The 15945-nt window shown below is 40.0% G+C and carries 16 protein-coding genes; 10 read left to right on the forward strand and 6 right to left on the reverse strand.

Features of this window, described 5'->3' with window-relative positions; translation table 11 throughout:
• Positions 1-103 precede the first annotated feature (103 nt).
• From E1160_RS04235 to E1160_RS04275, 9 genes are all read left to right on the forward strand, one after another.
• Positions 104-1522: a hypothetical protein gene (locus E1160_RS04235; protein WP_218048714.1), complete on the forward strand. Its 1419-nt coding sequence runs from the start codon at positions 104-106 to the stop codon at positions 1520-1522.
• Positions 1523-1809: 287 nt separating this feature from the next.
• Complete coding sequence (locus E1160_RS04240; protein ID WP_155153757.1) at positions 1810-3837, forward strand: hypothetical protein; 2028 nt, start codon at positions 1810-1812, stop codon at positions 3835-3837.
• Complete coding sequence (locus tag E1160_RS04245; RefSeq protein ID WP_155153758.1) at positions 3830-4942, forward strand: hypothetical protein; 1113 nt, start codon at positions 3830-3832, stop codon at positions 4940-4942. Before E1160_RS04240 ends, E1160_RS04245 begins: the two co-directional genes overlap by 8 nt.
• Before the next feature lie 11 nt (positions 4943-4953).
• Entirely contained in the window at positions 4954-5505 is a 552-nt protein-coding gene (locus tag E1160_RS04250) for an RNA polymerase sigma factor (protein ID WP_155153759.1), read from the forward strand.
• On the forward strand, positions 5502-6119 hold the full coding sequence (locus E1160_RS04255) for an anti-sigma factor (protein ID WP_155153760.1): 618 nt from the start codon (positions 5502-5504) through the stop codon (positions 6117-6119). Before E1160_RS04250 ends, E1160_RS04255 begins: the two co-directional genes overlap by 4 nt.
• 9 nt (positions 6120-6128) lie before the next feature.
• Positions 6129-7829: a S8 family serine peptidase gene (locus E1160_RS04260; protein WP_155153761.1), complete on the forward strand. Its 1701-nt coding sequence runs from the start codon at positions 6129-6131 to the stop codon at positions 7827-7829.
• A gap of 553 nt (positions 7830-8382) precedes the next feature.
• Entirely contained in the window at positions 8383-8943 is a 561-nt protein-coding gene (locus E1160_RS04265) for a PAS domain-containing protein (protein ID WP_155153762.1), read from the forward strand.
• A gap of 607 nt (positions 8944-9550) precedes the next feature.
• Positions 9551-10270, forward strand: a complete 720-nt coding sequence (locus E1160_RS04270) for an SDR family NAD(P)-dependent oxidoreductase (RefSeq protein ID WP_155153763.1) — start codon at positions 9551-9553, stop codon at positions 10268-10270.
• Positions 10267-10617 (forward strand): thiol-disulfide oxidoreductase DCC family protein, encoded by a 351-nt coding sequence (locus E1160_RS04275; protein WP_155153764.1) that lies wholly within the window; start codon positions 10267-10269, stop codon positions 10615-10617. Before E1160_RS04270 ends, E1160_RS04275 begins: the two co-directional genes overlap by 4 nt.
• A gap of 10 nt (positions 10618-10627) precedes the next feature.
• On the opposite strand, the gene E1160_RS04280 is transcribed toward E1160_RS04275, so the two are convergent.
• The 3 genes from E1160_RS04280 to E1160_RS04290 all read right to left on the reverse strand — a co-directional run bounded on the left by E1160_RS04280 (position 10628) and on the right by E1160_RS04290 (position 13104).
• Positions 10628-12043 carry a cryptochrome/photolyase family protein gene (locus E1160_RS04280; protein WP_155153765.1) on the reverse strand — a complete coding sequence of 472 codons (1416 nt, stop codon included), beginning with the start codon at positions 12041-12043 and terminating at the stop codon, positions 10628-10630.
• A 20-nt stretch (positions 12044-12063) separates the two neighbouring features.
• Positions 12064-12513 (reverse strand): DUF3429 domain-containing protein, encoded by a 450-nt coding sequence (locus tag E1160_RS04285; RefSeq protein WP_155153766.1) that lies wholly within the window; start codon positions 12511-12513, stop codon positions 12064-12066.
• Positions 12514-12612: 99 nt separating this feature from the next.
• Positions 12613-13104: a hypothetical protein gene (locus tag E1160_RS04290; RefSeq protein WP_155153767.1), complete on the reverse strand. Its 492-nt coding sequence runs from the start codon at positions 13102-13104 to the stop codon at positions 12613-12615.
• Between the two features lie 151 nt (positions 13105-13255).
• On the opposite strand from E1160_RS04290, the gene E1160_RS04295 reads away from it, so the two are divergent.
• Positions 13256-14014 (forward strand): NAD(P)-binding domain-containing protein, encoded by a 759-nt coding sequence (locus tag E1160_RS04295; RefSeq protein WP_155153768.1) that lies wholly within the window; start codon positions 13256-13258, stop codon positions 14012-14014.
• 70 nt (positions 14015-14084) lie between these two features.
• On the opposite strand, the gene E1160_RS04300 is transcribed toward E1160_RS04295, so the two are convergent.
• The 3 genes from E1160_RS04300 to E1160_RS04310 form a co-directional block, all read right to left on the reverse strand.
• Positions 14085-14609 (reverse strand): cytochrome b, encoded by a 525-nt coding sequence (locus tag E1160_RS04300; protein ID WP_155153769.1) that lies wholly within the window; start codon positions 14607-14609, stop codon positions 14085-14087.
• A 133-nt stretch (positions 14610-14742) separates the two neighbouring features.
• Entirely contained in the window at positions 14743-15387 is a 645-nt protein-coding gene (gene maiA, locus E1160_RS04305) for a maleylacetoacetate isomerase (protein ID WP_155153770.1), read from the reverse strand.
• On the reverse strand, positions 15384-15845 hold the full coding sequence (locus tag E1160_RS04310) for a MarR family winged helix-turn-helix transcriptional regulator (RefSeq protein ID WP_155153771.1): 462 nt from the start codon (positions 15843-15845) through the stop codon (positions 15384-15386). The genes maiA and E1160_RS04310 overlap by 4 nt, the downstream gene beginning before the upstream one ends.
• Positions 15846-15945 lie beyond the last annotated feature (100 nt).

Below are 15945 nucleotides of genomic sequence, written 5' to 3' on the forward strand. Positions count from 1 at the left end.
ACGAATAAAGGCAGGGCAAACGTAGGTGATCAGAATAACTAAATAGAGTTATTTTTTGTCTATTAGAAATTTTTTTGAACCATGTATAATATGCCGCCGACTTATGGTGCAGAAGCAACATGATGTTGTTTGTAATATTTCAAAGTTTCTAAGAGTTGAAGAGGACGAAGAAGTGAAAGCACATTCAATCAAAATCGCAGGCGCAGCATTATTGGCGGGTATAACAATGGCAAGTACAAGCTATGCTGTAGAACGCGTTAAGTCGGTTTCCTTAAATATTTTAAGCCCGGTTCCAACCATTACCTTGGAAAATAAAAGCAATAATAAACATATTTCCAAATTAGATGTTAAGCCGACAACTTCCTCCATGAATATTAAGTTGGATGGTTCTATTCTATGTAAGAAAAATCATTCGATGTATTTCTCAGCTGTGTATTATGGTTTGGTAAATGTGAATGGTAGCAATGCTGATATTTCCATGACTTTACACAATGATGAGGTTGCGGTTTCTCATGGCGAAGAAGGCGGCATTATTGAATATGCACCTGCAACAACCTTTAATATACCATTGAGTAAGATTAAAAATGGTCACCCTTCCATTAAATTTGATCCCTTAGCTTATCTAGAAAGCAAGGCAAACGCATTTGTGAATGGAGGGGGGGATGAGATTGATTTCTATAAGCAGGATCGCACTTATACTGTTCAGGTACCGATTTCCTTGTTGGGTGGTTGCTGGAAAAATAGTAACTATAGCAAGAAACAGTATAAACAAGCGCTGAAACTTGCCTCTGTTAAAATAAAATATGAAGGTGATGCGGCGCTTAAAGATGGCCCATTGGTGAATGTGCAATTGGGTCAGAACCAAAACCCAAAATTTGATAACAGCAACCAGCCTCTTATTTTGAATAAAGCGGATTTCCAGAATAATATCCCGCATTATATTGGCAAATGTATTCCGGATCAAAACCCATCAATTCGTGTGAATTATCGCGGCGCAGGTAAAGGTAAAATCCGGTTCAAGATTGGTGATGCACCAAACTTCGTTATCTATAATTCCAATGAAATTAATTATAATTCTGCAGATCAGTTAAACCGACACTTTGATTTTGAATATCCGTTGATTTCAAAAATGAACCAACAACAATTCAAATGGTGGAAAACAGTGAACAAAACATATACTCATAAATTAACTGTACGTGCTCAGGTTAAAAATGACGGCAGTGAGGCATGGAGTAGCTGGAAAGATTATGACACAGTTGATTTTAATCACCGTTGTACGCCACAAGTAACAGTGCCTCTAGGATCTAATGGTGGTGGTTTGAATTACCAAGATGGCAACGATACAAAACCAAAATTGACTGTCAAAAAGCCAACAACAACATCCAGATCGCAAACTGAACCTAAGAAATTACAAGTGCAACCAATCAAACCGGTTCCGGCAATTGATCAAAAGAAACCACAACGTGCTAGGGTGCAACCAAAAAGATGTGCGGTTGGTACAGATTGCTCAAACGCAAATTAACTGACAAAATTGAACGCAAGGAAGGCTTTTCATCAAATGGAAAGCCTTCGGCGTTTCCGTCATTTATAGTATAAAATTACTCAAACTATAACGCGCTTATTCATCAGATTAGTTTTTGTTGCCAAATCATAGTATATCTGTAAGAAAGTAAAAGCTAATAAAGCTAAGTATTCATTGATGGCTTTGTTTGGTGTTTAGGGGCTAAAAATTGCGGATTGGCTATCTTAAAGTCAGGATGCATATAGACGAGATAACAAAATCATGCATTTTGCATCAGGGGAAAAAGTATGAGGAAATCCGTCCCTGTAATGGGGTTGCTTATGTTGATAGGTTTGATGATCAAACCAGCATACGCAGAAATACAGGCGAATTTTACACCACCAGCCACAGCGACATCCAATCTGCGTATTGATTTGCCAGATGATATGGACTTTCTAGTTCTAACTAAGCTTGGTGTGGAATTGGACGGTATTGATATCACTTCCGTTTTGTCACTGGATGGTATGGATTTCGTTTATACCCCATTAGAACCCCTGTCAAATGGCCCACATGAATTACGCCTCGTAAAGCTAGAAGATGATGGCAGCTATATTGAAGAGGCTAGTTGGTCCTTTGATATTACCGGAGGTGCGCAAGTTGCTTCAACAGATACGACGAGTGAAGCCGATGCGCTCGAAAATTATCTGAGAACAGATAATCTGGTTGAGTTAAGTTACCGTGCTTTCCAACATCTTGATGAATCGTCTTCGCCAAAACGCACAATTGTCTCTGGTGGTGGTGATCTTGCAACCGGTATTCGTAGCGGTAAATGGGATGCGAATTTTCGAGGAAATTACCTTCTTCAAAGTGATAAAAACTTTGCCCAGACAGAGAATGTTTTTGATCTTGGCGAATATAATCTTGATGTGAATTATTCAGGTGATACAGCAAATACAAGCTTGAAACTGGGCCATCACGATACAGGTTTGAGCAGTCATTTGATCAGCGATTTTTATCAACGCGGCTTATCCGTAAAAGTTGGGAGTACAAATAGTCGGATTGAAGCCCAAGGATTTGCTTTTAATCCAGATGCTTTGGCTGGCGCGGATAATGTTACAGGGTTGAATGATAAATCCGAACGTGTCCAAGGCTTGTCAGCATCTATTAAGCCATTTTCCTCTGATTATAACGCCTTTAAAATCACTACGATGCTTTATGAGGGTAAAGGTGGCGAAGACGGTATCGGTACGTCTGGCGAAGATATTGTGACCGAGGGGGCAGGTTGGGGCGCTGTCGCTGAAAAAAGCTTTGAGACTTTGTCGGCCAATCTTCGTTTTGAATATAATGAAACTAAATTTGATCAAGACGGTGATCTTGCCGCGGAAGAGCAAGATGGCGATGCCTGGTCGATAGGTTATGATGCACGCCTTTTTGAAGATGGCCCAATTTGGTTGGGTGATACGGCGGATATCACTTGGGGTTTTGATCATGAAGAAATTAGCACCTATTTTGAGAGCCTAGCCAATCAAGGCGCTGCATCGGATCGCAAAGCGACAAACTTATTCAGTAATCTCTATTGGGGTGCTGTATCCTCGAACCTTCGTGCAAGCTATGAAACCAATAATGTGGATGGACTACACAATATGCCAACGGATGAGTTGGTCACAGTTGAAGCTGGCCTCAGTTATGGTTTTGAAGAGCAAAAAGATGATTTGGCATGGCTTGGGACGCCATATGTGACAATGACAGCTTTTGTGGCAGATATGTCGCGTAAGGAAACACCTGATAATTATACAGGGGCAGATACCAATAATAATACTGAATCTATTTCTTTTGGGGGCGGTTCAAATTATGATGAATGGTATTGGTCCTCAGATTACAGCTATCAACAATTTGAAGATTATACGAATACCTCTTCTGATACAGTTAATCATCTTCTCGCGTGGAATGCAGGTTGGTCTGTTTCCAGCAGTTGGGAAGTCACAGGTGGCGTCGAAGTCAGCAATTTTCGGAATGAAACCACAAATAATAATTTCTATGACACAGCTTTCAGATTTGGCAGCCAATCCGAATTGATTCAGGATCAACTAGATTTAAATTTAGATTATAATTTGAACCTTGCAAGCGGTTCAGACGACAGACCTGATGAATATTATATTAGCGGTGAACTTGAATGGAATCTCATTCAGTCGCAAGCCAACCGACCTGAAGTCAGTTTTGTGACAAAAGGGTCGATGGAGGATAAAATTGGAAAATCTAGTAGCACCACAACAGATGAAAAAGTCTATCAGGTCTTTTTGCAACTTCGTATTAAGCAGTCCTATAGCGATGACTAAATATTTGGCAATTCTTTCTGCGTTTCTCTTCTTTGCTCAATCGCAGGCTTTTGCAACAGTTACAAATGTAAGTGCATCTCCGTCAGTTGCAAATGTATCTGTCAAAGGTTCAAGTAAGATCACAGTCACTTGGACTGTTACACGTTTCTTTGATGTGGCAGGGGGGAACGTCGCCACTGAGAATATCACATCAAGCAATGCTAATCTTGTCATCAATGGTACAACTGTTGGGACGTTAGGTGGCACTTTGAGTCAATCAACCACTTTAGCTGGGAATGAGACACGTAACTTCACAATCCGTGAAACATTGACGGTGTCTCCTACATTGGCGGCGCAAATTGTTAATGCGGCAACAGGTACAGTCAGCATTTCGCGGAACTTTACAGATAATAGAGGTGGCACTTCAGGTAGTTTTAATGTGGCCGTTGGTAATGCGCCAGCAGGGGAACTTTCATTACGCCGTATTGAATTGAAGTTTTCAAATAACAGCCATACAGCCGTGATCCGTAAGGATGATCAATTGCGTGCTGTGGCGAAAGTTAATTTCCGCAGTAGTGGCCTATTCCGAGGTGAATGGCGTCTTGTTGATCCATCTGGCAGCTTGGGTGGTGGAAATGGCCGTCTTCTTAAAACCATTCGTCAGCAATTTGTGAGTACAGGTGATGGGTCTACACAAATTGTCAGTCCACCTTTGCCAAGTGATGTAAATGGATTGCATCGCGTGATCCTTGTCATCGACGATACAGATGATAGTGTTAGCGCACCGGAGTTGAGATATTTCGTCCTTGAAAGTGTTAACAACAAAGCAAGCGCAAAAGTAGAAATGATTTCCCCTGCGGATCAGGCGCGTATATCTCAAGATACAGTGTTCAGCTGGAAACCAATTCGCGGGGCTGAAGCCTATCAATTGGAAATCCTGTCTGTTGAGAATAATCAACGGGTATCCGGCAAATTGGTCCCAGGTAAAGACATCCGGATGAATTTAAGCAGTTTGTCTTTGGACCATCTTGAATCCGGCAAGCGTTATCATTGGTATATTCGTGCTTTCGGTAAGGAAGGTAATGTGATTGGCCTTTCTGAAAAACAAACCTTGTTTATGCCATAAGGCGCTGTCCAATGGATATGGACGCACAGCAACTTTTAAAAAAGATCGGTGAAGGCGATGAAAAAGCCTTTGCCGATTTTTATACTTTATATGAAAACCGTCTTTATCGCTTTATTAAATCAAAATTGAACGATTCTTTCGAAGCCTCCGACATACTACATGAAACCTTTATGGAAGTTTGGCGAAAAGCCGGCAAATTTGAAGGTCGATCAAAAGTATCAACATGGCTATTTAGCATAGCATATTTTAAGACGGTGGATAAATTGCGAAAAAAAACGCCTATACCTGTATCTGATGAAGACATGCCGGAAATTGCGGATGAAAATCCTGATGCGATGGCATGTTTGTTAAGTCAGGAAAAAAACAGGCATGTGGCCTTTTGCCTTGAGACTTTAAAGGCGGCGCATCGTGCGGTGATGCAATTGGCTTTCTTTGAAGAATTATCTTATAGCGAAATCGCAAAGATTGAAGATTGTCCTGAAAATACCGTCAAGACACGTATGTTCCATGCAAAGCAGGCAATGAAGCATTGTCTGGCTGGCCGTATGGGAGAGAAGGCATGACAAAAGAAATTGAAGAGCTTTTACCTTTTTATGTGAATGGCAGTTTAACAGAAGCGGAGCGCGAGATAGTAGAGAAAGCACTTACTAATAGTGCTGAATTGCAGGCCGAGCTGGACTATTTAACAAACTTGTATCAATCTTTAAATGAAACTGAAGCTTTGAAATCACCGGGTGAATTTGGCTTGAAACGCCTGCAAAAAGAAATTCGTCGTGAAGCAGAAAAAGATGATTTTATCCAGCAGGTCACAGAAAAAGTAGCACCGGAACAGAATAATAATATCTGGCGTATTGCCACGATCGCCGCATGTTTGTTGCTTGCCATTCAAACCACAGTCGTCTTGCCTGAATGGGGGCAAGAGGATGACTTGAACGCAGCAGGCGCTTCGACAGCGATTTTTATTAAAGGCACTGTTTTATCTGTCACCTTTAATCCTGCGGCCCGTGAAGAAAGCATCCGTGATTTGCTTTTAACAGTTGATGCGCAAATTGTGGATGGTCCATCTGCATTGGGTGTATATCAGATCGCAGTCTCTGGGGATGTAGAAGATATTTCGGAAAAACTGCTGGCCTATAAGAATCTGATTGAAAGTGTACAGATTGATTCTAGAAACTAGGATCTGATAATGCGGTATCTAGTTTTAAAAATTATCTTGGGTCTCTATTTGGGGCTGGCGACCATAACAGCTCAGGCCCAAACAGCGGGTTCCACGCCAACACATGATCCCGCTGGTAGTCCGACAACAACACCTATGTCGTCGTCACCCGCTTCTTCTTCACCATCAGCGTCACCAGGGGAAGAGGACCTGACTCATAGTAGTGTCGATCCGGCAACAGGGCGAATCATTCCCCCTAGCAGGGGGCGTGAGGAAAGCATATCACCCCAACGTGGTGGCAGTCAGAACAGGACAAGTCCTTCGCAACCAGTTACATCACCCATCAAGCCTGTATTAAATCCGTATATCGGAACGTGTATCAATCATGGGCAAAGTTTTCACCTGACGGGCCAAAATCTGGATCGTCTTTCTCCAAAACATCTTTCGATTCTTGTGAGGAATAGAGCGTGGCATTTGGAGGTCGTGAATGCAACGAAAACACGTTTATCTTTGAGGTTACCAAATGATCAGGATGTTCTTGGCGGACGATATACATTGGTATTATCTGAGCAGGATGGTGCTTATCAATTTATAAAAACAGGCTTGAATATTCAGATTTGTGCTTCTGAGGTTTATGATTATACACTGCAGGAAGTTGAGAAGGATATTTTGATCTTTTTTGATCAATCCCGTCGCCTCGAGATTGTTTCAATACTGCGAGATTATTCGGCGGAAATTATTCGTGAAACTAAACTGGCTGCCTTAGGTCGTGTGATGCTGGCTGTAAGAAGTGTTGATAATCTTGGCCTTATTAGAACTCTACGCGAAGAACTCCCAAATATATCCATCGATTTTAATACTGACTTAGGCAGCTCAACAGATGCCAATAATGCACGTATTTATGCCCCGAGCAAAATTAATTGGTCAAAAGAAAATAGTTCAGATGCTCTCGCTTCCTGTTTGTCACGTATGAAGGATGTAAAGATTGGTATCCTTGATGGTGCTGTTGATTTAAATCATACCGCTTTTCAGGATGGTCGTATTATCCAAGAGGATTTCTTAAATGGAAAGGTGGCGGATTATCATCATGCTACTGCAATCGCCTCTATCTTGATTGGTAATAATCCAGAGTTTAAGCTGGATGGATTGGTGAAAGAAGTACAAATCTATAATGCGGTGAGTTTACGCCATGCAGCTTCTGAACAAAGTTTGGCGGGCGTCGAAGAAACTGTATCAGGCCTAAATTGGTTGATGGAAAATGAAGTGCGACTAATTAACGTTTCCCTTGCAACATCGCGTGCTAATAGGGTTTTGATAGATGCGTTCTCTCTTTCGACTGAAAATGGCTTTGTGATCTTTGCAGCCGCTGGTAATCAAGGGGCTGCTGCACCAGCTTCTTATCCAGCCAACGTTAAAAATGTAATTTCGGTTACAGCGACTGATGCGGCCAATCGGGTATATAAGTCAGCCAATCAAGGTGACTATATCGATTTTGCAGCACCGGGGGTGGATATTTGGTCTGCCAAGGCTGGCAATAAAGCGGCTTATTTGACGGGAACATCTTATGCGACCCCTTTTGCAGTGGCTGCCGCCTCTTTAATTTATGCGAAAAACCCCCGCATTGCGCAACCTATTCTATTGGGGCTTATGAAATCAGTTTCTAAGGATCTAGGTGAAACTGGCATAGATACAACATTTGGTGCTGGCCTTATTCAGGCCATTTGCCCTTAAATATCTAGAATTCTCATATTAAGAAAAATAAATAAATATTGTTCGAGATTCTTGAAGGTGGACAGGCCCTATTTTTGAGGCAAAGATTACCATGGATAGAACCTAAATTATGGTAAATGGTAAACTGATACAACTCACCCTGAGTATGACGACCTTTATTGAAGTAAAAACAGGTTAACGCAAAACCACCTAATTTCTGCTGTCAATGGTTATGAAATATGCGAATGAAGCATTACGGGAGAGTTGGCTCCATTTTGAAAGTTTAGGAGCAGATGTTTTTATCTTATTAAGAAATATTAGCCCGTTAATAATGTTCGGTATAGTTGGTATCCTGCCCCTGCAACCAATAATAAAGCCTAAACAGAATTGTTGGGCTTTTCAATGCGCTGAGCGTAAGCTCACCACTCTCTTTAAAAACAATCAACCAAACTGTCTCTTCATGCGCAGTTCTTTCTCTTTTTTAATTTATAGACCTATGCGCGGTATTTTATTACAATGTAAGTTCGTAAAAAGTAATCTATCTAATTAAGCCTTGTGAGAGAGTAGAAGAAATTTGTCGATTGATGTGAACAAGGTTGTTTGGGAAAGAACCTATGATATTCATCGGGTGAAGGATTTAAGCTTTCTTGAAACTTGCGATCCGGCAATTAGAGATTTCTACGGGCTATGGGACAATGCACGAAATGAAGAAGGCATTGTCCTAAAATCAAGTTTTTTGCCTGAAGATATGGGGGCACTTCTTTCTAGCGTTTTTATCATTGATAGAGAGCCTGAAAATGGTGACTACCGCTATAAACTGGTTGGTAGTAACGAAATCCTGTTTAGAAAAACCAACCCAACAGGTAAGCTGGTCAAAGATGGTCATGTAGGCACCATATCAGATGCCTTAACCAATTATGATTATGTATTTCAAGAAAAATCCCACCTATTTATGTTGTGCAATATCTATAAATCAGAACAATATGTGGTGACAGACGAGACTTTATTTTTGCCCGTTTCCAATGATGGTGACGTCATAGATTATTGTTATGGCCTCGGTGTACAGAAACTGGGCGGCCAGAACAGCGATGACATAAGTGTAAGCAAAAGGCTGATATTCGATATTAATTTATAGAATATGTGATTCTGTTATGTCTTAAGATATCTGTGTATAGGATTGTCATATTAAATGTGTTTTGACGAAATTTGATCAAAATTCCAAGATTATTGCATGAAAAAAATTAATTCGTTTTCTGCTATCGCTTCGAAATGTAGAAGGTCTAGTACATGAATACGGTATAGATTTTGCCAAAAAACAGTGTGTTATTAATGGAATAGATTTGGGCGAATGTTTGAATTTTAGAACTGCCAAAGGCGTGTTGTTAACACATCTCTGTTGTTCCGGTTCAACGCCTATGGGGTCAATTTAGTATAATTGATGTTCTCGTAATCTATTATACAAGTTATAGCGGCATCACGAGGGTTTGCCATTTGCGCTATACTTCATGACCTTAAACTAGCGAAAATTTTTTCTGACAAACTAGTCTTAATGAAGTCAGGAGAAGTCTTTGTGAAATACAATCATAGTGAAGAACTAAAGGTTGAGGATATTTGCTCTTTAATGGATGTTTCAGAGACCTATACTCGACAGTTACTTTAGACTAACGCTCTATTTATTCTCAATCCAACACCGCTTACGATACGTAAAGAATACATGGTTTTGAATTAAGTGATAGAGAAGAATGACGCAGAATATTGTAGTTTTTGGTGGTGGCGGTGCAATTGGGAATGCCCTTTCAGGTGTGATTCGAAAACAATATCCGGATGTATTACTTCATATTGTTTCTAGCAAAGAAATCAAAGACCAACATCCTTTATCAGAATATTATCTCATTGATTATAATGAAGAAGGTGATTTAAAGAGAATTTCTGAACAAATCGCGTCTTTTGGATCAATCGATTTGCTCATCGTGGCCTCTGGTATTTTACATGGCGCAGATTTTAAGCCGGAAAAAAGTTTACGAGACTTGGATATTGCTAATTTCCAGAAATTGTTTCTGGTGAATAGTATTTTTCCAGCGATGGTCGCGAAATATTGTGTGCCACTTCTTTCTAAGGATGAACGATCAGTCTTTGCAATATTATCTGCACGGGTCGGCAGTATTTCTGATAATCAACTTGGGGGATGGTATGCTTATCGGGCTTCGAAAGCCGCACTTAATATGATTATTAAAACAACATCGATTGAAGTGGCGAGAAATCGTAAACAGGCGATTGTCGTTGGACTACATCCTGGTACGGTTCAAAGTGAATTATCTATGCCATTTACCACAAATGTTACTAAGGATCAGTTATTTACACCTGATTTTGCTGCGGGAAAGCTATTGGATGTCATAGCAAGTTTGGACGTTGATGATAGCGGTAAATGTTTTGCATGGGATGGGCAGGAGATTTTGCCATGATCATTGTTTTTTATGATGGGGCATGTGGTTTATGTTCAAAGGAAATCAAATACTATCAACGCATAGCGCCTCATGGCATATTTCAATGGTTTAATATAGCCGATAGCTTGGAGGAGCTAAAAGATTTTAAAATTTCCGAAGTAAACGCCCTGAAGCAACTTCATGTGGTGGATGAAGATGGTATTTTACACATAGGATTAGATGCATTTATCGTAATTTGGTCAAATCTAAGATATTGGAAAATAGCTGCATTTTTGGTATCTCTTTGGCCAATACGCCCAACTTTGTCTATCTTATATAATAAATTTGCCACTTGGCGTTTTGCTAACCTTTATTGTGAAAAATAGAATATTTCATTTATGCAGACAAAGATTTAAAAGCTTCCAAGGCGTCAAGGCGAGACTGTTTTAAATCAACGATAGGCTTAGGGTAAGTGTTTCCCAATATAATATTGGCATATTGTAATGCTTCAATTGACGCTTCCCATGGCGCAAATAGATACTTTGTTGGTAAAGAAGCTATCTCAGGCACATATTGGCGAATATATTGACCATCTGGATCAAATTTTTGTCCTTGTGTTACTGGATTAAATATACGGAAGTAGGGGGCTGCATCCGCGCCGCATCCTGCGATCCATTGCCAACTTGCTGTGTTATTCGCCATATCTGCATCAAATAGGGTATCCCAAAACCATCTTTCGCCATGTTTCCAGTGAAGCCGTAAATTTTTAACAAGGAAAGAGCCAACAATCATGCGAACACGGTTATGCATATATCCTGTTTGCCATAACTCCCTCATTCCGGCATCAACCATTGGGATACCGGTCTGACCTTTTTTCCATGCCTCAAGCAAAGCGAGATCAGTATTCCATGGGAAGGTATCGAATTTACTTTGTAAGTTTTGATGTGTGATATGCGGATTGAAATACAAAAGACTATGGGAAAACTCTCTCCATCCTAACTCACTATTAAAGTGGTCAATATGATCCGTCATTTCTATATGTTTACACGCCGACCAAATTTGATTGGGGGAGATTTCTCCAAAATGTAGATAGGGAGAGAGGCGTGATACATATTGTTTTGCCGGGAAGTTTCGACCTTCTTTATAATTTTCTATGCCATTGTCTAGGAAAGTCGTCAGGCCTTTCTGAGCGCCAGTTTCGCCAATTTCCCAATTTTTGATGATTTCAGTATGCCATGGAATTTGAGGTAAGAGATTTAATTTTTTGATGTCTGCATCCTGAGTTGAGATATCACAGAGATTTAATGTCTCTGGAAGGTGGTATAGTAATCTTGGAGCTTGGGCATAGAGGCATCCTTTTCGATAAAAAGGTGTGAAGACTTTGTATGGGGTGCCATCTTTTTTTTGAACTTGCCATGGTTCCCATAATAAGGACCCATTAAAACTTTTAACTTCGATCCCAATTGAGAGTAAGTGCTCTTTGATTTGGATATCGCGTTTAATCCGCCAAGGTTCATAACATCGGTTCCAATAAATGGCTTCTATTTCATATGCTTCTGTAAGATTTTGGAAAACCTCAATGGGATTACCGTTGGAAATAAATAATTTTCCGTTTAACGAATTGGAAAGAGAGGATAAGGAATGAAAAAGCCATGTCCTACTTGCTGCGCCCATTTTGTTTTCAGCCGCATTTACATCATCTAAGATGTAAATAGGTAAAATATTTTGATGTTTGCTTGCATGAAAAAGAGCAGGGTTATCGTTAAGTCGTAGATCTTGTCTGAACCAGTGTATTGAAATTTTTTTCTTCATAAATTTATCTTTCTGGTTCGTTAATTCGTTGCAAAGAATAGCGCAGATGTCAGCAAGTTTATGATAACAACTAAGCTAACAATAGATCGATGAAAGCAATAATGTTTGGGAATGAAATTGTTGAGCATTAAAAGAAAATCTATGACAAGCAAGAGCATGAATAAGCCAGCCGAAATAATCAGAAATATGTTGAGCTGGCTTGCTGATAGAGCAAACCAAAAGCTTAAGGTTATCAAATTACTTACCATCGCCAGCAATCTTGGACGATAGGCTTCATTTGATAAATGTTGTCCCCAATGAATGCCGGCCATGAATGATCCGATAAGTAGGGTATATGTCGTTAGAGCTGTTTCTGTAGCAACGGGAAACCATATGGGTGAGGTTTTGAATGCAATACTATAAGTACAAAATATAAACGGAATTGTGCCTGCATACATTAATATGTAGCTGGATTTATGAAGGTTTTGCATGAGATAACTTTATCCGATCATTTGCCTATAATGTTATACGTCTTATAGTTACGGACCGGATCAGTCATATCTCATGCTTTAGAGAGGGATTGCTTGCTGTTAGTTGTGAACAAGCAGTTTGGCATTATCCTTTTCCAATTCAATAGGGGAGCGCCAATCAGGATAATCTATACAACTATGTGTGAAAACATTTTGGCGCTTCATCTTTTTACACACATTCTCATTATTCACTTGATTCCAAGAAGTTGAAGGATCAAAGGCTTTATACCCTTTACGCCAATAGACATTTAATAAATAGATATCATGACCTTTTCGAATGATCGAAGCGCTTGGATCAAATGCGATGAGTTCAATGGCTCTTTCTCTATTCACATCGTAATAATTACGCCAAATACGATAAGTGCTACTAACTCTAGACCATTCTTTCGCCATCTCCGCTCGGGATTTATGTGTCTGCCAGAATTCAACTGCGGCGTCGTAGTCAAAAAACTGTTTTTTTATATCTTCAAGAGAAGCCGCTTGGGATAAGTTGCTGTATAATAATGTGATGAAGCTAATGACAAGTCCGATAGTTGTGAATTTAAATTTCATAATATCCTTCCCCATATAGTTTATCAGGATATTATATAAGCAGAATGAAATGCGTCAAATATCGACTGAAAAAATCTCTTGTTGTAATGCTTGTAGAGCATGATGCGATAAATTACGTTTTATACGCTAACTCAATTGGGATATAGAAAAGATGACTTTGGGAATTATTGGCGTTGGCCATTTGGCGAGTTATTTGGTGGCGGGAATACGAAGGTCAGGGGATCAAAGACGTATCGTTTTATCACCACGTAATAAAGATGTGGCTGCAAAAATAGCCGCAAATTTCAACTGTGAGATTGCGAAAGATAATCAATCCGTCGTGAATGAAGCAGATATCGTATTATTAGCAACGCGTCCGGTACATGCCCTCATGGCACTACAAGAGGTTGCCTTTAGAGAAGGCCAAATCATGTTATCTGCAGTAGCTGGTGTTTGTGTGAATGATATCACACCATATGCTAAACCAGCAGAAGTTGTCCGTTGTTTACCTTTAGCTCCCGCAGAAGTATGTGCTGGCGCGACACCGATATTTCCTGATAACGCAGCGGTTCAAGAATTGTTGGACCCAGTTGTTACCGTTATCCCGGTTGAAGATGAAGAAGAGTTTGAACTTGGCAGTGTTTTTGGTTGCATCGGTGGTTGGGTGTATACGTTAATTGGACAGTTGCAAAATTGGTTAGAAAAACAAGGCATGCCAAGTGAACAAGCCCGTTCTCTAGCAATTGAGACTTTTCATGGCGCAACAAGTCTTGCAAAAGAACAACCAACAATGGACCTGTTAGAACAAGCTAACCTAATCGCAACGGAAGGAACCTTCACGAAATTCTTTCAAGACACGTTTGAAGACAAAGGGGGAATGAAAGCACTTTTTGAAAGTAGTGATGCTCTATCAGAGAGATTAAAGCTCTAATTTTATATGACTTTGTTGGTATAAAGTTTAAAGTGGATGCGCCAAGCTGGTAGACTCGGCGCATCTTAGTTTAAGATCCAAGCATACGGCTAATAGTGCGATCTTTATCAATAAATTGATGTTTTAGCGCACCGAGTATATGTAGGCCTAAACTGGCAAAAAGGATTGGTACTGCACCTTCATGAATGCTTTCGCCAAGTTCGTTGAGCCACCCAATTTTCTCGTTTGCTGAAATAATCACGTTACCAAAGACGGCAACATCATGACCACCGCCAATACTCATCATTATGCCGGAAACAGGCATAGCGATAGTCGCAGTTAATAAAATCCAATGTATGAATTTAGCTGCTTTTTCTTGCCAGAAAGGCATGCGCGAAACTGGCTTGATTTGACCTTCGTGAAATCGCCAAAAAATACGTGTTAGGGCGATAATTATGATTATGACGCCCAGTGATTTATGAAGTTTGATTAATTCGAATTTATCCGGGCCGCCTGCCATTTCTTCCATATAGAGGCCAATCCCCATTATAGTTAAGAAAAGCAAGCCTGTGGCCCAATGAAATAATATTGTTGGTCTTGATAATTTATCAGACATGTCTACATACCTCTTTAATTGCTCCTAAAATCTTGAAAGGAGCATATCCCAATCTGATGTAAGGGGTACGTGATCTAACTTATTGTTTCAAAACATTAAGTGTATAAAAGTGTATCAAGATGTAACAAGTGGTTTAGATCGCGTCTTTTTGCACTTCTGGTGATGCTTTGTAAAAAGCATTGAGTGTCATACAGTGATCATTGATGCTGGAGATGACAGGGTAACGATCCATATCCATGTGAAAACGTTTGGCGTTATATACCTGCGGGATTAAACAAATATCTGCCAAGCTTGTTTGGTTTCCAAAGCAAAATTTACCGTTGGATTTTTGTGCAAGCATGGCTTCAATAGCATCAAAGCCTTGGTGAACCCAGTGTGTGTACCATTGCGCTTTTTCGTCGTCCTCCACGTTAAATTCATGAGAGAGATATTGTAGGATACGCAAGTTATTTACAGGGTGGATGTCGCAGGCAATAATTTGTGCAACTGCTTGAATATGCGCGCGTGTCAGTGGATCCTCTGATAAAAATTGACTGGGGCCAAAATTCTGATCGATATAATCAATAATGGCTAAGGATTGCCGGAGTATTTGTCCATCATCTAGCTCAAGTGTAGGAACTAAACCTTGTGGGTTTTTTGATGTATAAGATGATTTCTTATGTTCACCACCATCTTTGACAAGATGAATATATTCAAAATCACAGGTGACATTTTTGAGGTTGAGGGCAATGCGCACACGATAAGCGGCTGAGGATCGCCAATAAGTATAAAGTTTCATAGGCCTTTCCCCATAACTTCTTTGGAAGAGACTTCAACTTTACTCATAAGTTGGAGAAGCGTTTCGTATTCTTCTTGGTTTAAACCCGACAGGATTTCTTTTTCTCTCTCCCGTAAGAGCGGCAAAAGCTCATTCATCATCTTTTTACCTTTATTGGTCAGGCAAAGTAGTACGCGACGTCGATCCGTCGGATCAATATGCCGTTCCAGTAAGTCCTTTTCCTGTAACGATGTGATTGCACGGGATACATCAACTTTGCCGATACTGGATCGTTCTACAATTTCTTTGGCAGAAAGAGGGCGGAAATCATGAAGATTTGCCATGGTACGCCATTCATTTACGCTTAACCCAAATTCTTTGGCATAAACATCTTTAATTGCCTGACTTGCCGCCCAATAAAACATGCGCGCGCGGTAGGGAAAAAAAGATTGTAAATCAAAACTTGGTGCTTCTGTCATTTTCGCCTCTTAAATAGTTACATCAGTAACCTATTAATCTAATTTTATCACTTAGATCACAGAACCAGATTCTTTCATTTAAGAACATATCAATAAATAA

It is taken from the genome of Curvivirga aplysinae (genome assembly GCF_009711445.1).
Taxonomy (GTDB): domain Bacteria; phylum Pseudomonadota; class Alphaproteobacteria; order UBA8366; family Aestuariispiraceae; genus Curvivirga; species Curvivirga aplysinae.